A 17,733-nucleotide genomic window follows, 5' to 3' on the forward strand; every position below is an offset into this window, starting at 1 on the left:
CCGTCGTTGTCCCAATCGTCCCTTCACGTTCCGCCCCTCTCAGGCTTCAATTAAACAACAAAAACAAAACATAAATTTAACAACCTTATTACGATACGAGGTCCCTATGAAGCCTGAAGATTTCCGCGCTGATGCCAAACGTCCGTTAACCGGCGAAGAGTATTTAAAAAGCCTGCAGGACGGCCGTGAGATTTATATCTACGGCGAGCGCGTCAAAGACGTCACCACCCATCCGGCGTTTCGCAACGCGGCGGCCTCCATCGCACAGATGTACGACGCGCTGCACAAGCCGGAGATGCAGGACACGCTCTGCTGGGGCACCGACACCGGCAGCGGCGGCTATACCCACAAGTTCTTCCGCGTGGCGAAAAGCGCCGACGACCTGCGCCAGCAGCGCGACGCCATCGCCGAGTGGTCGCGCCTGAGCTACGGCTGGATGGGCCGCACGCCGGACTACAAAGCCGCGTTCGGCTGCGCGCTCGGCGCCAACCCGGCCTTCTACGGCCAGTTCGAACAGAACGCCCGCAACTGGTACACCCGCATTCAGGAAACCGGCCTGTACTTCAACCACGCCATCGTTAACCCGCCGATCGACCGCCACAAGCCGGCGGACGAGGTGAAAGACGTCTACATCAAGCTGGAGAAAGAGACCGACGCCGGGATTATCGTCAGCGGCGCGAAAGTGGTGGCAACCAACTCGGCGCTGACCCACTACAACATGATCGGCTTCGGCTCCGCGCAGGTGATGGGCGAAAACCCGGACTTCGCGCTGATGTTCGTCGCGCCGATGGATGCCGAAGGCGTGAAGCTGATCTCCCGCGCCTCTTACGAGATGGTGGCAGGCGCAACCGGATCCCCGTACGACTACCCGCTCTCCAGCCGCTTCGACGAGAACGACGCGATCCTGGTGATGGATCATGTGCTGATCCCGTGGGAAAACGTGCTGATCTACCGCGATTTCGACCGCTGCCGTCGCTGGACGATGGAAGGCGGCTTTGCGCGGATGTACCCGCTGCAGGCCTGCGTTCGCCTGGCGGTGAAGCTCGACTTCATCACCGCCCTGCTGAAGAAATCCCTGGAGTGCACCGGCACCCTGGAGTTCCGCGGCGTGCAGGCCGATCTCGGCGAAGTGGTGGCCTGGCGCAACATGTTCTGGGCGCTGAGCGACTCCATGTGCTCCGAAGCCACCCCATGGGTCAACGGCGCGTATCTGCCGGATCACGCCGCGCTGCAAACCTACCGCGTGATGGCGCCGATGGCCTACGCCAAGATCAAGAACATCATCGAGCGTAACGTGACGTCCGGGCTGATCTACCTGCCGTCCAGCGCCCGGGATCTGAACAACCCGCAGATCGACCAGTATCTGGCGAAGTACGTGCGCGGCTCCAACGGCATGGATCACGTCGAGCGCATCAAGATTTTGAAGCTGATGTGGGACGCCATCGGCAGCGAGTTCGGCGGCCGTCACGAGCTGTACGAAATCAACTACTCCGGCAGCCAGGATGAGATCCGCCTGCAGTGTCTGCGCCAAGCGCAGAGCTCCGGCAACATGGACAAAATGATGGCGATGGTCGACCGCTGCATGTCCGAATACGACCAGCACGGCTGGACGGTGCCGCACCTGCACAACAACAGCGATATCAACATGCTCGACAAGCTGCTGAAATAGCGCAGCGGGAGGTTGCAATGCATTCAGATGAACAACGCCTGCGTTTTCGCGACGCAATGAGCAGCCTGTCGGCGGCGGTCAATGTGGTCACCACCGAGGGCGAGGCGGGCCGCTGCGGCATTACCGCTACAGCCGTCTGTTCGGTGACTGACACCCCGCCGTCGATTATGGTGTGCATCAACGCCAACAGCGCCATGAACCCGGTATTTCAGGGCAACGGCAGGCTGTGCGTTAACGTACTGAACCACGAGCAGGAGATCATGGCTCGCCATTTCGCCGGGATGACCGGTATGACGATGGAGGAGCGCTTCGCCCTCTCCTGCTGGCAGAAAGGCCCGCTGGCGCAGCCGGTGCTCAAGGGCGCGCTCGCCAGCCTTGAGGGCGAGATTAGCCAGGTGCAAACCATCGGCACGCATCTTGTCTACCTTGTTGAAGTTAAGAACATCATTCTGAGTGACGCGGGACACGGTCTGATCTACTTCAAGCGCCGTTTCCATCCGGTCATGCTGGAGGCGGAAGCCGCCGTGTGATCCCCCCTCGCGCTGGCCTTTTTTTCCGGCCAGCGCCGCTTTCTACAAAAACTCCTAAGGTTTCCGCTAAATCACGCCGTTATATACCCATAAGAGAAATTTTCTGTGACTGAATACTGACACCCTTTGTCAGTGCATCCGCATCATTCAGCGCATACCTAAATATACAGGATGACCTTATGGCTAAAACGACGCGGAGCCGCTCGGCTGAACGTCTGGTCGATATTCTGGTTGAGCTACATTTAAACGGTGTGGTAAACCGCAGTGCGCTAATGGAGAAATTTAAAATTACCGAGCGTACCGTCTACCGGGATTTAAATGCCCTCTCTCCCATTGTTGAACATACCGGTAACGGGCTATATCGGCTGATCCATTCTGCGCAATCGCCCGGCGGACAAGGCTTACATCACACCCTCGCTAACTTCCTGAATGCTGACAGCTTTTTCCCTGAAAGAAATATGGAATTCTGGCAAAAGCTTGAAACGCGCGTTGACGAAAACCATATTCTTATTCTTGGCAATGAGGCAGAACACACGGTAGAACGCGATATTCGCCGTCATTTAACGAAAATCGAGAAATCGATTAAAAACCATAATGTTTGTCAGATCGTTTATAAGGGAAAAACCCGTCTGATTAATCCCTATAAACTCATTAACAAAAAAAATATATGGTATTTACAAGCCACCGAAAATAGCCGCCTGAAATCCTTCTCATTGAGCCAGATTAGCTGGTTTGATATTCAGAAAACGACCTTTACGCCCGAAGAAAATGTCCTTGAGCTGCTGGAGAAAAGCCTCGATCCCTGGGTGTCTGAAAATACTTTCGCGGTGAAAATATTTATCAAAGATAATATTTCACATTACTTCCTGCGCCGCGATCTTCTGCCGGAACAGGAGCTGCTGGAGGAGCAACAGGGCGGCGTCACGCTGCGCTGCCAGGCGGCGCACGAGAACCAGATCCTGCCGCTGCTGTTCTACTGGCTGCCCCACATTCAGATTCTGGAACCGAACTGGCTGAAGGAAAAACTGATTAGAACGCTGGAGAACTATCTGGCGGTGGAGCGTAACCCGAATAATCAAGTGATCTCAATCACATAATTTCGTCCCCTGGCGGCGAGCCGGAACCGCTCGTCGCCCCCTTTGACCGCTCACCCGGCACTTTCAACCACTCATTCATTTACCGTCCTTTACACGCGCGAGGATCTGGCACGATCGCTCCAGCATTAATCAATACCTCCTCACAACGAACCCTGACCCTTTTTTCTTTACATAAAAAACCAGGTCTTACTATGGATACTAAAAAACTACTGAAGCACGTGCCCTGGGCCTTACTCGGGATCCTCGGCGCTTTCTGTCTGGCGGTTGTCGCATTACGCCGGGGCGAACACGTAAGCGCCCTGTGGATCGTGGTTGCGTCCGTTTCCGTCTATCTTGTTGCTTATCGCTACTACAGCTTGTACATCGCGCAGAAGGTCATGAAGCTCGATCCGACGCGCGCCACTCCGGCGGTCATTAACAATGACGGCCTGAACTACGTGCCAACCAACCGCTACGTGCTGTTTGGTCACCACTTTGCCGCTATCGCCGGCGCAGGCCCGTTGGTGGGCCCGGTGCTGGCCGCGCAGATGGGCTACCTGCCGGGTACCCTGTGGCTGCTCGCCGGCGTGGTGCTGGCGGGTGCGGTGCAGGACTTTATGGTGCTGTTTATCTCTTCTCGCCGTAACGGCGCCTCTCTGGGTGAGATGGTCAAAGAAGAGATGGGCCGCGTGCCGGGGACGATCGCGCTGTTCGGCTGCTTCCTGATTATGATCATCATCCTAGCGGTGCTGGCCCTGATCGTGGTGAAAGCGCTGGCCGAAAGCCCGTGGGGTGTCTTCACCGTCTGCTCAACCGTGCCGATTGCGCTGTTCATGGGTATCTACATGCGCTTCCTGAGACCGGGACGCGTGGGCGAAGTGTCGGTGATTGGTATCGTGCTGCTGGTGGCCTCCATCTACTTCGGCGGCGTGATTGCGCACGACCCGTACTGGGGCCCGGCGCTGACCTTCAAAGACACCACCATTACCTTCGCGCTGATTGGCTATGCGTTTATCTCCGCGCTGCTGCCGGTCTGGCTGATTCTGGCCCCGCGTGACTACCTCGCGACCTTCCTCAAAATCGGCGTTATCGTCGGTCTGGCGATCGGTATCCTGGTGATTAACCCGGACCTGAAAATGCCTGCGGTAACCCAGTACATCGACGGTACCGGCCCGCTGTGGAAAGGCGCCCTGTTCCCGTTCCTGTTTATCACCATCGCCTGCGGTGCGGTCTCCGGCTTCCACGCCCTGATTGCCTCCGGTACCACGCCTAAGCTGCTGGCGAACGAGAAAGACGCGCGTCTGATCGGCTACGGCGCGATGCTGATGGAGTCCTTCGTGGCGATCATGGCGCTGGTTGCAGCCTCCATTATCGAACCGGGTCTCTACTTCGCGATGAACACCCCGCCTGCTGGCCTCGGCATCACCATGCCAAACCTGCACGAAATGGGCGGTGACAACGCGGCGCTGATTATGGCGCAGCTGAAGGACGCGAGCGCACACGCGGCGGCGACCGTCAGCTCCTGGGGCTTCGTGATTTCACCTGAGCAGATTATGCAGACGGCAAAAGACATCGGAGAACCGTCCGTGCTGAACCGCGCCGGTGGCGCGCCGACGCTGGCCGTCGGTATTGCACACGTGTTCCACAAGGTGCTGCCGTGGGCGGACATGGGCTTCTGGTACCACTTCGGTATTCTGTTCGAAGCGCTGTTCATCCTGACCGCGCTGGACGCCGGTACCCGTGCGGGCCGCTTCATGCTGCAGGACCTGCTCGGTAACTTCGTGCCGTTCCTGAAGAAAACCGACTCTCTGGTGGCGGGCATTCTGGGTACTGCGGGCTGCGTAGGCCTCTGGGGCTACCTGCTGTATCAGGGCGTTGTCGACCCGCTCGGCGGCGTGAAGAGCCTGTGGCCGCTGTTCGGTATCTCTAACCAGATGCTCGCAGCCGTTGCTCTGGTGCTGGGTACCGTGGTCCTCGTGAAGATGAAGCGCACCAAATACATCTGGGTAACCGTTGTTCCTGCGCTGTGGCTGCTGCTCTGCACCACCTGGGCGCTTGGCCTGAAGCTGTTCAGCGCCAACCCGCAGCTGGAAGGCTTCTTCTTCATGGCTAACCAGTACAAAGAGAAGATTGCCGCAGGCGGCGCGGACCTGACCGCGCAGCAGATTGCCAATATGAACCATATCGTGGTGAACAACTACACCAACGCGGGACTGAGCATTCTGTTCCTGGTGGTGGTGTACAGCATCATCTTCTACGGCATCAAAACCTGGCTGAACGTGCGCAACGCCGACGGCCGTACGGATAAAGAAACCCCGTACGTGCCGGTGCCGGAAGGCGGCGTGAAGACCTCTTCACACCATTAATCCGCAATCCTCCCCCTCTCCCTTTGGGAGAGGGCTGGGGTGAGGAAAACATAAGCCCAGCGGACTCACATCGCCGGGCTTTTTCTGTCTGGAACCCACAATGTTTGGTAACTTAGGCGAAGCAAAAAAATACCTCGGTCAGGCGGCGAAAATGCTGATTGGCATTCCGGACTATGACAACTACGTTGAGCATATGAAGACCAACCATCCGGATAAGCCCTACATGACCTACACCGAATTCTTCCGCGAGCGTCAGGAAGCGCGCTACGGCGGAAGTGGAGAAGGCGGCGTTCGCTGCTGCTAAAGGAGAGACCATGACCCCGATTGCCGTTACCCTGCTGACCGGTTTCCTCGGCGCCGGTAAAACCACCCTGCTGCGCCACATCCTGAACGAACAGCACGGCTTCAAAATCGCCGTCATCGAAAACGAATTCGGCGAGGTCTCCGTTGACGATCAATTGATCGGCGATCGCGCCACCCAGATCAAAACCCTGACCAACGGCTGCATCTGCTGCACCCGCTCTAACGAATTAGAAGACGCCCTGCTGGATCTACTCGACAGCCGCGATCGCGGCGAGATCGACTTTGACCGCCTGGTGATCGAGTGCACCGGCATGGCCGACCCCGGCCCGATTATTCAGACCTTTTTCTCTCACGAAATCCTCTGCCAGCGCTACCTGCTGGACGGCGTGATTGCCATGGTCGACGCGGTTCACGCCGACGAGCAGATGAACCAGTTCACCATCGCCCAGTCTCAGGTGGGCTACGCCGACCGCATCCTGCTGACCAAAACCGACGTGGCGGGCGAAAGCGAAAAACTGCGCGAGCGCCTGACGCGCATTAACTCCCGCGCGCCGGTTCACACGGTGACGCATGGCGACATCGATCTGTCTCAGCTGTTCAACACCAACGGCTTTATGCTGGAGGAGAACGTCACCGCGAAACCGCGCTTCCACTTTATGGGAGACAGGCAAAACGACGTGGCGTCGATAGTGGTGGAGCTGGACTACCCGGTGGACATCAGCGAGGTTTCGCGCGTGATGGAAAACCTGCTGCTGTCGTTTGCCGACAAGCTGCTGCGCTACAAAGGGATGCTGTGGATTGACGGCGAGCCGAACCGCCTGCTGTTCCAGGGCGTGCAGCGCCTGTACAGCGCCGACTGGGATCGCCCCTGGGGCGAGGAAGCACCGCACAGCGTGATGGTGTTTATCGGTATCCAACTCCCGGAAGAAGAGATTCGGGCGGCGTTTGCGGGGCTGAAGAAATAACAGCCATGCATCCCCTCTGCCCAGTAATTTATTAACCTGAAGCGATGAACGTTGCTTCAGGTTAATTAATGACTTACAGCGACGCCCTGGTCCGGCTGTAAATCGCCGAAGCGTTTCCGTAAGGCCGGGGCGAGGCGCAGGGATGCGCCGAGAGGGCGTGGCCTGCAGGGATGCAGGCTCATGCCCGACCCGATAGCCTGAAGGAATAAGCTGAGGGCACCGCGAAGCGGCGATTTACCGCCGGGAGCCCGGGTCGCCAGGGTGGTGGTGATTGAGCCACCCTGGCACGTTCACCGGTCATGCCGTTACAGAGTAGCAAGGAACATGAAGTGAACGGAATGACCACTAGAGCCGTATGTTCCCCCTCACCCCAGCCCTCTCCCTCAAGGGAGAGGGGGCGTCTGTGCAGGCATTATTTTGTGGGGATACTTATTTCACCGCCTCCGGCAGCGTCACAATCCACAGCTCGCTGTCCGACTCCGGCTTCTTCAGCGGCTTCACGCTGAGCGTGGTTTCCACCGGCTTATCATCCAGCGTCAGCTTGCCTTCCGCGTTCACCCGATAATCCTTGAGCTTCTTGCCCTCGACCGGGTTTTGCATCGCCACCTTTACGCCAAAGTCGTTATCGTTCGCTACCGCAAGCGTTTTGCTGTCGATCAGCGCCAGCCCTTCGGCCTTTTCCTGCTGCCAGCCCAGCGCGCGCAGGTCGACAACCTGCGTTTTAGCCGCAAGGGTAATGCCGCGCTGCGCCAGGGTTTTCTCATCATCAAACTCCGGGTACTCGCCCGGCTTGTCGAAGGCGGAAAGGTCGCTCGCCTTGCTGAGATCCACCTTGTAAATCAGGTTACGCATCCCGTCGTTTTTATCGCTTCCCTGCTCAATCAGCAGGATGTGCTGGTTATCGAGCGCCACGATGTCGCCGATTTTGGCGTCGCTGTTTTTGCTGTAGGCCGCGCTGTCGATAGGGTAACCGTACATCGCCGTTTTCCCGGTCGCCGGGTCGAAGCTCACCAGACGCGTAAACAGCGCCTGCTTTTTGCTCTTGCCGTCAATATCCAGCGTGCTTTGCACGGCGGCGATAATCCGCCCATCCGGCATCCGGGTCAGGCCTTCAAAGCCCCGGTTCGCCTGGCGCCATTTGATAATGTTTGGCAGGCCACCCGCGATGGATTTCTCCCCTTCCGCGGCCTGCGGCCCGTGGATCGCCAGGATCTTCCCTTTGCTGTCGACGTTAATCAGGAACGGACCATATTCGTCGCACAGCCAGTAGCCGCCTTTGCCGTCCGGGGTGATGCCTTCCGTGTCCAGGCCACGGTTGTCGCCCTTCAGGATCTTGAGGGTATCGCTGAACGCCACTTCATTGGTGGAGCCAATCACGCCGCTTTGCAGCGGCAGACCGTTAATCTCGCCTTTATCATCATGCAGCGGGCGGGCGTCGACAGCCTCCGCTTTGCCGTTCTGAACGCGGATGGTCATCAGCAGCGGCGCGAAATCAGGTGTGACAAATATTTTGGCTTCGTTTTTACCCATTTTTGGCGCATCGGCGTTTGGACCGCGATCGGTCACGGTCGCAAAGGTCAGGGCGTCGCCCTGCTTGCCCGTAAACAGCAGGCCAGAACCGATTCCCACGGGGAGTCCGTTCGGAAACGCGCTGGCAAACGCGCCGCTGTAGCTCACGTGGGAGCCTTCAGGGAAGCTGACGACATAGCGCTCAGCAGTGGGCTGCGCCGCCAGGCCAGAGAAAGAGAGCGCACAGCCGATAAGTACAGGAATAATTTTTCTTTTCATATTGTTAGCATCCAGTTAGTGAAGCCAACAACGTAAAGAATAAACGTGTCAGAAAAATGACATGGAAGGGAAACCGGCCTGCGCGATTGAACGTATATTCATCGCTCGAAATGTAAGGCTTTGTTGTTTTGTGTGACAGGCGAAACATTTTTGGAAATTATTAGAAACCCAATTAATTCATCTCAAATCACTATCCCCGCCTCGTTCAGTTTATGTTTAGTCAAAAAACTAAACGGTTCCTAAACGCTAAAAACATCCCCTGTTGACACCCCGACAATCAAACATCATTGCAACAACTTCAATAAAAAAGTTAACAATATCAGTATAAAAGCTCGATTTATATCACATTTGCAGTCATTAACATCGCTTGTTAAGGTGCGCCCAGATGAATTTAATGACGAGGCAAAAAACATGAAAAAACTGAATATCCTTCTTCTTTCTGCTCTGGCTGCCGTATCGGGTTCCGCACTGGCGATGGGCGGCACCGTTGAGCAGGGTAAAAACTTTACCAACCTCAATCTGGAAATGGGGAAATCCTCATCCGGTGTTTATCTCGAAAGTAACTGGCTGAAAAACACCGACGACGGTACCCAGACCGGCGGCGTGGGCGCAGGCTACAACCTGGGTCTTGGCCCGGTGATGCTGAACGCGGGCGCAAAAGCCATCTACCTCGGCCCGAAAAAAGGCGATAACGGCGTGGCGTTCCCGATTGGCGGCGGCGTAAACGTTGCCCTGACCGACAGCATCCACGTGTACGGTGAAGGCTATGTCGCACCAGAAGGCCTGAACAACAGCGTGAAAAACTACGTCGAAGCCAACGGCGGCGTAAGCTGGACGCCAATTACGCCAGTGACCCTGAAAGTGGGCTACCGCCACGTGAGCGTGGACGGCAAAGACGGTCGTCCTGGCCACACGCTGATTGACGGCGCATATGTAGGCGGTGGAGTCACCTTCTGATGAAACACCGCATGACCGCGCTTTGCGTTCTGAGCCTCACGCTGATGCTCGCCGGCTGCGTCCAGTACAAATGGGTGAAACCGGGCGTCAGCGATGCGGAAATGAATAAAAAGCTCGCGGAATGCGAAGCGCAGGCGCTGATCGATCTGCCCCCGGATAACGTCGTAACCGGATCCAGCTCGGAAAAAACGGACAAAAAGAACAAGAAAAAGGATATTTCCACGAGCTACACGGTTGAAGACGCGAATGAATATCGCCGGGATACGTTAGTTGACAGCTGCATGTTCAAAAGCGGCTGGGACAAGATCGAAGTGCAATAATCCCTTTAAAAAAACCTGCCGGCTGGCAGGTTTTTTATGACCTCTTACTTATGCACCACCACCAGCTTCTGGTTCACAAACTCTTTGATCCCCAGATCCGACAGCTCGCGCCCGTAGCCGGAGCGCTTCACGCCGCCGAACGGCAGCTCTGGCGCGGTATCGGTGAGCCAGTTGATGTACACCATCCCGGTCTCAATCCGCGACGCCATTTTCTTCGCGCGCTCGATATTCTGGCTGAATACCGCCCCGCCCAGGCCGTAGTGGGAGTCGTTCGCCAGCGCGACCGCCTCGTCGTCGTTTTTCACCACGTACATCTGCGCCACCGGGCCGAAAAACTCTCCGAAATACGCCGGGTTATCGCGGGAGATATTCGTCAGGATCGTCGGTTCGAAGAAACTCCCGTCGCGCTGCGCCGGTTTGCCGCCATAGTGCAGCGTGGCGCCGTTTTTCACCGCCTCGTTAACCTGTCTGGTCAGCGTTTCGAGCGCATCTTTAGACGACAGCGGCCCCAGCGTGGTGCTTTCGTCCAGCGGATCGCCAATCTTCACCTGCTTAAACGCCTCGGTGAATTTGCTCAGGAAGGCCTCTGCAATCTTTTCATGCAGGATAAAGCGCTTCGCCGCGGTGCAGACCTGCCCGGCGTTGTTGAGTCGCGCGTTAACGCCAATTTTCACGGCCTTCTCAAGGTCTGCGTCATCCATCACCACGAACACGTCATTACCGCCCAGCTCCAGCGTAGATTTCTTGATGTGCTTCGCCGCCTGCGCCGCCACCACGCTGCCCGCCTTTTCGGAGCCGGTTAATGCGGCGCCCTGCACGCGATCGTCGGCAATGATGTTCGCCACCTGCTCGGACGAAATAAACAGGTTGGTCCATGCCCCTTCCGGCGCCCCCGCCTCGCGCACCAGATGGGCAAAGGTCTCGGCGCAGTGCGGCACGATGCTGGCATGCTTGGCGATGACGGGGTTACCCGCCGCCAGGTTCGGCGCCAGGACGCGCATCAGCTGGTAATACGGGAAGTTCCACGGCTCAACGGCCATCAGCACGCCGATGGGGTGATGCTCCACCCAGGCTTCACCGAGTTCTGAGTCATATTTCACCGGGGCCAGGAACCGCTGCGCGTTGTCGGCGTAGTAGCGGGCGATCTGCGCGCACAGCTTCACCTCGCCGCGGCTCTGTTCGATGAGCTTACCCATCTCCTGGCTGGCGATTTTCGCCAGATCCTCCACGCGCTCGTCGATCAGATCGGCAAGCTTATAAAGCACCGGCAGGCGCTGGCTGATGTCGCCTTTCGCCCAGTCCGAATGATAAAGCGCATCGGCCGCGCTGAGCGCCGCTTCGATATCCGCGTCGGTATGTGAGGGGTATTCTTTGATGAGCTGGTTAGTGGCAGGATTTACTGTCTGATAAGCCATGTCGAATCTCCTTGTTTTACCGCTTAGGGTATTAAGGGTAGTCAACATGACTGGCTGTGGACGTAAAGTTGGGTATATCCGGAAGGTTCTTAATGAAGCGCTGCCGGACGGTTCGCTGACGTGGTATAAAAAACCTCCAGAAGGAGCGTCCATGACCGATACCCGACATATCCGCCAGACTTTTCACCACGCCTCAGGCCTTGAGCTGCGCAGCACCTGGCAGAGTACGCAGGCGTACAAACGCCACAGTCACCCTCAGCTTTCCATCGGCGCGATTGTGGAGGGCCAAACCTGCTGCGTGTGTCATGACAGAGAGTACATCCTTAACCCCGGGGACCTCATCGCGATCCCGGCCGGTGTGCCGCACAGCTGTAACCCCGTCGCCGGGCAACCGCGCAGCTACCATATGCTCTACATCGACACAGGGCTTCCGCTGGCGCTACAGGTGATTCGTAGCCCAACCCTGTTTGCCCATTACCTGGACGTTGTTGAGACCCTGTCTCCGGCATCACTGGAAACGCTGCTTTCTTCCCTTCCCCGCACCGCGGATAACGCTGACGCGCTTCGCGCAACCAGCCAGCAGGTTCAGCAGGCATTCCTTTCCGATCTCGCCTGCCCGCCTTCCCTCGACGAGCTTGCCCAACGCTTCTCGCTGCGCAAGGAGACGCTGATTCGCACCTTCAGACAGGACACCGGCCTGACGCCGGGCAACTTTCTCAACATCTCCCGCGTGGAGTACGCCAAGGCGCGGCTGCGTGCCGGGGATGATATTGCCGACGTTGGCTACCAGAGCGGCTTTGCCGACCAGAGCCATTTTCATAAGACCTTCGTCAGCTATACCGCCGCCACGCCGCGCCAGTACGCCACCGGCCGATCAATATCAGACAATAAATAGGTTCTGCAGCGCCGTACTCTGACCTCGGATTGTTAACCGAGGTCGCTATGGAACTGTTCTTCCCTTCCGCTTTTCTCGCCCTGGCGCTGGCGCACTTTGTCGCCCTGTTAAGCCCGGGCCCGGATTTCTTCCTGCTGGTGGGCTACGCCGCGCGCTATCGGCTGCGCGGCAGCGCCGGACTGTGCCTCGGCATTGCCGCGGGCAACGCGCTTTATATTCTTCTGGTGATTATCGGCTGGAGCGCGCTGCGCCAGTTTACGTGGCTGTTTACCCTTATCGAACTTTGCGGGGCGCTGTACCTGCTGTGGATCGGCTCGCATCTGATTCGCAGCCGCCAGCAGGCGCTGGCGCTGAATGAAACCCACCAGCGCTTTCCCTCGCTGCAAAAGCAGATCCTGCTGGGGCTCGGTTCGGCGCTGCTAAACCCGAAGAACGCGCTGTTCTATCTGGCGCTGATGACGGCCTTGCTGGGTCCGGACGTCACGCTGCTTCAGCAGGCGACCTGCGGCGTCTGGATGGTAATGGTGGTGCTGGTGTGGGATCTGGCGCTGGTATCGCTGATGGGGCTATCGTCGGTGCAAAAGAAGCTCAGCCGTTCGCTGTGGCTGATAGAGCGCACGGCGGGGGTGGTGCTGATGGGATTTGGCGGGTGGGTGCTGTGGCGGCTACTGGAAAATATACGCTGAGATAGCGGGCAGCCTGACGCCGCCCGTTGCTTATTTTTTGTTTTGATCGCGCAGCATAGCTTCACGCAAAATGGCATTGAGCCTCGTCTGGTAACCTTTTCCAGGCCGTTTAAGCCACTCCATCACGTCAGCGTCGATACGTACAGACGCCTGAGTTTTGAGTGGCCGATAGAACTTCCCTCGCACCGCCCCTGACCACTGTTCATCTTCCATGGCAGGGATATCGCTGTAATCAATCTCTGCTTCCGATTTTTCGGCTAGTGCTTTGAGCTCAGCCTCACGGCGAGCACTCATCTCAGGCGCACTACCGCGTTTATGTTTAACCATGCTCATAACGGCTCCTCTCTTTACGGTCCGCCTTTCGTGCGCTAATGATTCGAATGACTTCGTCACCACTTTCAAAACGTACCGTGTGTGCGACCATAATGACAATTAGACCATGTACAAGGCCAATGGTCTGCCAACGGAACTCTCCATTTTCATGACGATCCTGCAAAGATAAATGGTAAGGATCGTCAAACACCAGAACAGCTTCTTCAAAGCGGATCCCATGCTTAATGAGATTGCTTTTCGCTTTGTTGGTATCCCATTCAAACTCCGTTGGCATAGTGTACCCTTCCCTTATTGTATATACAAAAAAGCATATACAAAACGTTCGTAAATTGAACCGGTCGACATCGTTCAATTTCAATATCTGAAGGCGCATTCCAGAAGCTGAAACGCGGAGGTCCTTCTCCTTCTTTGCACTTTCCCCCCGCTTCCCTCTATCCTTAACCCATGGAAAAAATAGCTGAACTCAAACGCGCCAAGCTGCTGGCGCTGTCGCTGCTGCTGGTTGCCGCCGCAGCGTTTATCACCACCCTGTTCCTGCCGCAGACCTTCTGGGTGCGCGGCGTGAAGGCCATTGCCGAGGCGGCGATGGTCGGCGCGCTGGCAGACTGGTTTGCCGTAGTTGCGCTGTTCCGCCGGGTGCCCATTCCGTTTATCTCGCGCCATACGGCGATTATCCCGCGCAATAAAGACCGGATCGGCGACAATCTCGGCCAGTTTGTGCAGGAGAAGTTTCTTGATACCCAGTCGCTGGTGGCACTCATCCGCCGCTATGAACCTGCCCAGATGATCGGCGCCTGGTTCAGCAAGCCCGACAACGCTCAGCGCGTCGGGCTGCACTTGATGCAGGTGATGAGCGGTTTTCTCGAACTCACCGACGATGGACGCATTCAGCGCCTGCTCAAACGGGCGGTGCATAAGGCCATCGACAAGGTCGATTTCACCGAAACCAGCGCCGTGATGCTGGAGAGCATGACCAAAAACAACCGCCACCAGGTGCTGCTGGATGCGATCATCAACCGTCTGATTACCCTGATTCAGCGGGAGAGCACGCGGGACTTTATTGCCGATCAGATTGTCCACTGGCTGAAGACCGAACACCCGCGCAAAGCGATGGTGCTGCCCACCGAGTGGCTGGGCGATCAAAGCGCGGAGATGGTGTCGAACGCGGTGAACGCGCTGCTGGACGATATCAGCCACGACCGCACGCACCAGATCCGCCAGGCGTTCGACCGCGCCACGCTGAAGCTTATCGACAACCTGAAAAACGATCCGGAAATGGCGGCGAAAGCCGACAACATCAAGCACTACCTGAAAAACGATGAGGCGTTTAACCGCTATCTGGGAGAGATGTGGGCCGACCTGCGCCAGTGGCTGAAAGCGGATATGCAAAGCGAGGATTCGCGCGTGAAGCAGCGCATCGCCAACGCCGGGCTGTGGTTTGGCGAAACGCTGTCTAACGACGCCAGCCTGCGGGCGTCGCTGAACGAACATCTGGAGCAGGCCGCGCACCGCCTCGCGCCGGATTTCGCCGCGTTCCTGACGCGCCACATCAGCGACACGGTCAAAAGCTGGGACGCCAAAGACATGTCCCGACAGATTGAGCTCAATATCGGAAAAGACCTGCAGTTCATCCGCGTCAACGGCACGCTGGTCGGCGGGACGATAGGCCTGATCCTGTTTTTACTCTCGCAGCTGCCTGCCGTGCTGGGGCATTAATCTACTTTGGGCGGCGCGATGACGTAGCGCGTCGCCTCAAAGCGGTTGAGGATCAGGTGCACCAGGAAGACCATCGTCAGCGTTGCGACCAGCGAAAAGGTAACGGAGGTGATGCGGTAGAGATCGCTGAACACCAGGTCAGTGTCCGGGTGCATGTTCTGCCCGAACATAATGCCGATGGTCGTGATGCTGGAGAACCCCACGCCCGCGCCCACCTTTTCCATCACGTGCAGACGCGCACCAAACGCCAGCCCGAGGCCAATCAGCGGCATCATCAGCAGCATATGGCTGCTGTGATCGTAGAGGATCAGCTGCACCACCAGAATATAGAGGCAGCCCAGCACCACGCCGACCACGCGCCAGATCGAGCTCATCACCGAACCGCGGTAGTGCATGGGGAACAGGATCAAAATCCCCGCCATCAGCGCCGAAAGCGAATCGCTTAAGTCGCTAATCTGAAACACCACGAATATCAGCGTCGCGACGGTGCCGGAGAGCAGCGACTCGTGGCGCACGCGGGCATCGTCTTTCTCAATCAGCGGCGGCGGCCTGCGGGGCTCCACGTCCGGCAGGAGATAGTTCATCAGCGCGCTCAGGCACACCGCCATCACGCTCGCTTCGATGTTGGAAAACAGCAGCGTGTGCCAGCTGGTAGTGGGGTAGCTCATAAAGTTGAGCATCACGCTCTGGCACACCACGCCCATTGAGCCAAACAGGAACAGCGGCCCCTTGCTCATAAAGCGAAAACGCATCACGTACAGGGCAAACACCACCAGCGTCATGATGACCGGCCATTGCGACAGATAGCCGATAATGAAGATCATTTCGACGCAGTTTAGCGCGGCGCTGAAGATAAACTGCTTCGCCACGTGGCGGTTAAACACCGGCACCAGCGACAGGAGCATGATCGGATAGACTACGAAAAATACGCCGTAGCTGGTGTTGTAGAAGCTGGAGATGCTCAGCGCAATCATCCCGGCGAAGACGATGCGCAGGGTCTGGCGAAAGTCGTTTGCCGTATAGACGATGTTGCCGTGCGGGGTAAACACCCGCGCCAGGGTGCTAATAGACATAGTGAAGCAGGCTCACCAGGTGGATCTGCATCCCCGAGAAGAAGCGCGCAAACGGCCCCTCGCTGTTGTAGAGCTGCACGGTGGCGCGCGCGCCGGTCGGCAGATGCTTCGGCAATTCTTCGTCCAGCGTCACGTGAATGCGCATGCGTTGGGCATCGCGCACCCAGCGGTTGGAGGTTTCCGGCTCGGACAGCTGACCGTTAACGGCCTCCTGACCCGCCAGTATACCCGCGTCGCTGCTGGTCACGTGGGCGCGGAAAACGTGCCCCGGGAAGGCGTCGAACACCACGGCGGCGTCGGTGCCCTGATGGGTATGGCGCAGGCTTTTTTCGCGAAAATCGGCGACGATATCGGTCTGGTTGTTCACTAGCGCCAGCGCGGCTGAACCCGAGGAAGCGTAAAAGCCCGGGCTTAACTGCAGGTTACTGACCGTGCCGTCCGCCTGGGCATAGACCTTCGTCCAGCCGAGGTTAAGTTCCGCCTCATCCAGCGCGTTACGGTATTTTTGCAGCGTCACGTTGCGATGCTCGTCCCGCTCGCCGCGCTGAATGCGCAGGTTATGGATATTGGCCTGGATAGAGCTGACGGACTGCTCGCTGCTCTGCCAGGTGGTGCGAACCTTATCCAGATCCGCCTGCGAGACGTTCTGCAGGGTGCTCAGCTTCTGGTAGCGATCGAAGGTCACTTTGTCGTTACGCGCGGTCAGCACGGCGGTTTTCAGGCTGGCCTGCGCGGCAGCGATCTGCGCATCCAGCTGGTCGTTGGAAAGGCGTGCCTGCTCAAGCGCGATTTGCGCCGCTTCCACTTTATTGCGAAACGGCGTGTCGTCGAGCTCAAACAGCAGATCGCCTTTCTTCACCTGGCTGTTGTTGTGGACATGTACCGCCGCCACGTAGCCGGAGACGCGCGGAGAAACCGGCGTCACCACGCGCATCACGGTGGAGTCCGGCGTCAGCGGGATCCAGATATCCGCGACGATAAAGTAGACAAACATCAGCAGGAAAGAGGCAATACTCACCCTTACCCAGCGGGCAAACTTTTGTTCAGGGGTCATTATTTTTCGGTCTTGTTATCTTCTTCGCGGATTGTCCGCAAATTGCAGGCGAATTGATTCAGGGTGGCGCTGAAAATGTCGATATGTTCCGGCGCGATGTTTTGCGATACGCGCGCCTGATAGGTCTCAATCACCTGAGTGAGCCTTTTTAATATGGCTTTTCCCTCAGGCGTCAGCGTCAGAAGCCGGATGCGCTTGTCATAAGGCGATACGGAGCGCAGCAGGTAACCCTGCTTTTCCAGCTGTGTCAGGGTGCGCATCAGCGGCGGCAGTTCAATGCCCTGCACCTCCGCCAGCTCACTCACGGAGACGTTATCCCCGAGCTGATGAAGCTGCATCATCACCGTCCAGCTCGACTGGGTTAACCCGGTATCGAGAATGGCGTCGTCGATGACGGCACGCCACTGGCGCACGATCATCGCCATCCGCATGCCCATCGGCCTGCGGCTAAACAGTTCTTCTTCGCTCATGGGGAAACCTCTCGTCACACGCGGTAACGATAATAGTTATCAGGGTAAGTATCAAGAAACGAGAGGTAAAAGAGCAGGAATTGCGAAACGATTTTCTCCCTCTCCCCGTGGGAGAGG

General features: G+C 57.4%; 18 protein-coding genes. 11 read left to right on the forward strand and 7 right to left on the reverse strand.

Translation table 11 applies throughout. The annotated features are described in order from the left end of the window. The first annotated feature begins 106 nt into the window (after nt 1-106). The 6 genes from hpaB (at nt 107) to yjiA (ending at nt 6,909) form a co-directional block, all read left to right on the forward strand. A complete protein-coding gene (gene hpaB / locus SPH27_RS11625; RefSeq protein WP_033144556.1) occupies nt 107-1,669 on the forward strand; it encodes a 4-hydroxyphenylacetate 3-monooxygenase, oxygenase component in 1,563 nt (520 codons plus the stop codon). A 17-nt stretch (nt 1,670-1,686) separates the two neighbouring features. Continuing rightward, entirely contained in the window at nt 1,687-2,199 is a 513-nt protein-coding gene (locus SPH27_RS11630; protein WP_182072974.1) for a 4-hydroxyphenylacetate 3-monooxygenase reductase subunit, read from the forward strand. A gap of 179 nt (nt 2,200-2,378) precedes the next feature. Then, nucleotides 2,379-3,296: a helix-turn-helix transcriptional regulator gene (locus SPH27_RS11635; protein ID WP_039262271.1), complete on the forward strand. Its 918-nt coding sequence runs from the start codon at nt 2,379-2,381 to the stop codon at nt 3,294-3,296. 191 nt (nt 3,297-3,487) lie between these two features. Beyond that, the gene (locus tag SPH27_RS11640) at nt 3,488-5,641 is read left to right on the forward strand and encodes a carbon starvation CstA family protein (RefSeq protein ID WP_023334384.1); all 2,154 of its coding nucleotides are present in this window, start codon (nt 3,488-3,490) and stop codon (nt 5,639-5,641) included. 100 nt (nt 5,642-5,741) lie between these two features. Beyond that, complete coding sequence (locus SPH27_RS11645) at nt 5,742-5,945, forward strand: YbdD/YjiX family protein (RefSeq protein WP_003856610.1); 204 nt, start codon at nt 5,742-5,744, stop codon at nt 5,943-5,945. Between the two features lie 10 nt (nt 5,946-5,955). Then, nucleotides 5,956-6,909 (forward strand): GTPase, encoded by a 954-nt coding sequence (gene yjiA, locus SPH27_RS11650; RefSeq protein WP_182072973.1) that lies wholly within the window; start codon nt 5,956-5,958, stop codon nt 6,907-6,909. Between the two features lie 429 nt (nt 6,910-7,338). Here the strand turns inward: yjiA and SPH27_RS11655 are convergent, their stop codons facing one another. Then, the gene (locus SPH27_RS11655; protein ID WP_182072058.1) at nt 7,339-8,697 is read right to left on the reverse strand and encodes an esterase-like activity of phytase family protein; all 1,359 of its coding nucleotides are present in this window, start codon (nt 8,695-8,697) and stop codon (nt 7,339-7,341) included. 411 nt (nt 8,698-9,108) lie between these two features. On the opposite strand from SPH27_RS11655, the gene SPH27_RS11660 reads away from it, so the two are divergent. Both SPH27_RS11660 and SPH27_RS11665 read left to right on the forward strand, forming a co-directional pair. Continuing rightward, complete coding sequence (locus SPH27_RS11660) at nt 9,109-9,654, forward strand: YfaZ family outer membrane protein (RefSeq protein WP_023310269.1); 546 nt, start codon at nt 9,109-9,111, stop codon at nt 9,652-9,654. After that, entirely contained in the window at nt 9,654-9,974 is a 321-nt protein-coding gene (locus SPH27_RS11665) for a hypothetical protein (protein WP_182072056.1), read from the forward strand. Before SPH27_RS11660 ends, SPH27_RS11665 begins: the two co-directional genes overlap by 1 nt. Before the next feature lie 44 nt (nt 9,975-10,018). Here the strand turns inward: SPH27_RS11665 and SPH27_RS11670 are convergent, their stop codons facing one another. After that, on the reverse strand, nt 10,019-11,389 hold the full coding sequence (locus tag SPH27_RS11670; protein ID WP_182072054.1) for an NAD-dependent succinate-semialdehyde dehydrogenase: 1,371 nt from the start codon (nt 11,387-11,389) through the stop codon (nt 10,019-10,021). A 151-nt stretch (nt 11,390-11,540) separates the two neighbouring features. Between SPH27_RS11670 and SPH27_RS11675 the strand changes: the two genes are divergently transcribed. Then, complete coding sequence (locus SPH27_RS11675; protein ID WP_182072052.1) at nt 11,541-12,284, forward strand: AraC family transcriptional regulator; 744 nt, start codon at nt 11,541-11,543, stop codon at nt 12,282-12,284. Nucleotides 12,285-12,331: 47 nt separating this feature from the next. After that, a complete protein-coding gene (locus tag SPH27_RS11680; protein WP_182072050.1) occupies nt 12,332-12,970 on the forward strand; it encodes a LysE family translocator in 639 nt (212 codons plus the stop codon). A 30-nt stretch (nt 12,971-13,000) separates the two neighbouring features. On the opposite strand, the gene SPH27_RS11685 is transcribed toward SPH27_RS11680, so the two are convergent. Together SPH27_RS11685 and SPH27_RS11690 are read right to left on the reverse strand one after the other, a co-directional pair. Beyond that, entirely contained in the window at nt 13,001-13,303 is a 303-nt protein-coding gene (locus tag SPH27_RS11685; RefSeq protein ID WP_048976412.1) for a BrnA antitoxin family protein, read from the reverse strand. After that, entirely contained in the window at nt 13,290-13,577 is a 288-nt protein-coding gene (locus SPH27_RS11690) for a BrnT family toxin (protein ID WP_010427219.1), read from the reverse strand. The genes SPH27_RS11685 and SPH27_RS11690 overlap by 14 nt, the downstream gene beginning before the upstream one ends. A gap of 170 nt (nt 13,578-13,747) precedes the next feature. Here SPH27_RS11690 and SPH27_RS11695 point away from each other — a divergent pair, with 170 nt between their 5' ends. Beyond that, entirely contained in the window at nt 13,748-15,019 is a 1,272-nt protein-coding gene (locus SPH27_RS11695) for a DUF445 domain-containing protein (protein WP_039260963.1), read from the forward strand. Here SPH27_RS11695 and SPH27_RS11700 read toward each other — a convergent pair. From SPH27_RS11700 to SPH27_RS11710, 3 genes are read right to left on the reverse strand one after another with little or no spacing between them, the layout of a single operon-like run. Further along, a complete protein-coding gene (locus SPH27_RS11700) occupies nt 15,016-16,092 on the reverse strand; it encodes a DUF2955 domain-containing protein (RefSeq protein ID WP_023310256.1) in 1,077 nt (358 codons plus the stop codon). The genes SPH27_RS11695 and SPH27_RS11700 overlap by 4 nt on opposite strands. After that, nucleotides 16,082-17,149: an HlyD family secretion protein gene (locus tag SPH27_RS11705; protein ID WP_127353288.1), complete on the reverse strand. Its 1,068-nt coding sequence runs from the start codon at nt 17,147-17,149 to the stop codon at nt 16,082-16,084. Before SPH27_RS11705 ends, SPH27_RS11700 begins: the two co-directional genes overlap by 11 nt. After that, entirely contained in the window at nt 17,146-17,616 is a 471-nt protein-coding gene (locus SPH27_RS11710; RefSeq protein WP_033144545.1) for a MarR family winged helix-turn-helix transcriptional regulator, read from the reverse strand. Before SPH27_RS11710 ends, SPH27_RS11705 begins: the two co-directional genes overlap by 4 nt. Nucleotides 17,617-17,733 lie beyond the last annotated feature (117 nt).

Source organism: Enterobacter sp. A103, assembly GCF_034427535.1.
GTDB classification, from domain to species: Bacteria; Pseudomonadota; Gammaproteobacteria; order Enterobacterales; family Enterobacteriaceae; genus Enterobacter; species Enterobacter asburiae_B.

What these genes read in the sequence shown, in the direction of transcription:
- hpaB (WP_033144556.1), top strand. Translation starts at nt 107, where the DNA reads ATGAAGCCTGAAGATTTCCGCGCTGATGCCAAACGTCCGTTAACCGGC.
- SPH27_RS11630 (WP_182072974.1), top strand. Translation starts at nt 1,687, where the DNA reads ATGCATTCAGATGAACAACGCCTGCGTTTTCGCGACGCAATGAGCAGC.
- SPH27_RS11635 (WP_039262271.1), top strand. Translation starts at nt 2,379, where the DNA reads ATGGCTAAAACGACGCGGAGCCGCTCGGCTGAACGTCTGGTCGATATT.
- SPH27_RS11640 (WP_023334384.1), top strand. Translation starts at nt 3,488, where the DNA reads ATGGATACTAAAAAACTACTGAAGCACGTGCCCTGGGCCTTACTCGGG.
- SPH27_RS11645 (WP_003856610.1), top strand. Translation starts at nt 5,742, where the DNA reads ATGTTTGGTAACTTAGGCGAAGCAAAAAAATACCTCGGTCAGGCGGCG.
- yjiA (WP_182072973.1), top strand. Translation starts at nt 5,956, where the DNA reads ATGACCCCGATTGCCGTTACCCTGCTGACCGGTTTCCTCGGCGCCGGT.
- SPH27_RS11655 (WP_182072058.1), bottom strand. Translation starts at nt 8,697, where the DNA reads ATGAAAAGAAAAATTATTCCTGTACTTATCGGCTGTGCGCTCTCTTTC.
- SPH27_RS11660 (WP_023310269.1), top strand. Translation starts at nt 9,109, where the DNA reads ATGAAAAAACTGAATATCCTTCTTCTTTCTGCTCTGGCTGCCGTATCG.
- SPH27_RS11665 (WP_182072056.1), top strand. Translation starts at nt 9,654, where the DNA reads ATGAAACACCGCATGACCGCGCTTTGCGTTCTGAGCCTCACGCTGATG.
- SPH27_RS11670 (WP_182072054.1), bottom strand. Translation starts at nt 11,389, where the DNA reads ATGGCTTATCAGACAGTAAATCCTGCCACTAACCAGCTCATCAAAGAA.
- SPH27_RS11675 (WP_182072052.1), top strand. Translation starts at nt 11,541, where the DNA reads ATGACCGATACCCGACATATCCGCCAGACTTTTCACCACGCCTCAGGC.
- SPH27_RS11680 (WP_182072050.1), top strand. Translation starts at nt 12,332, where the DNA reads ATGGAACTGTTCTTCCCTTCCGCTTTTCTCGCCCTGGCGCTGGCGCAC.
- SPH27_RS11685 (WP_048976412.1), bottom strand. Translation starts at nt 13,303, where the DNA reads ATGAGCATGGTTAAACATAAACGCGGTAGTGCGCCTGAGATGAGTGCT.
- SPH27_RS11690 (WP_010427219.1), bottom strand. Translation starts at nt 13,577, where the DNA reads ATGCCAACGGAGTTTGAATGGGATACCAACAAAGCGAAAAGCAATCTC.
- SPH27_RS11695 (WP_039260963.1), top strand. Translation starts at nt 13,748, where the DNA reads ATGGAAAAAATAGCTGAACTCAAACGCGCCAAGCTGCTGGCGCTGTCG.
- SPH27_RS11700 (WP_023310256.1), bottom strand. Translation starts at nt 16,092, where the DNA reads ATGTCTATTAGCACCCTGGCGCGGGTGTTTACCCCGCACGGCAACATC.
- SPH27_RS11710 (WP_033144545.1), bottom strand. Translation starts at nt 17,616, where the DNA reads ATGAGCGAAGAAGAACTGTTTAGCCGCAGGCCGATGGGCATGCGGATG.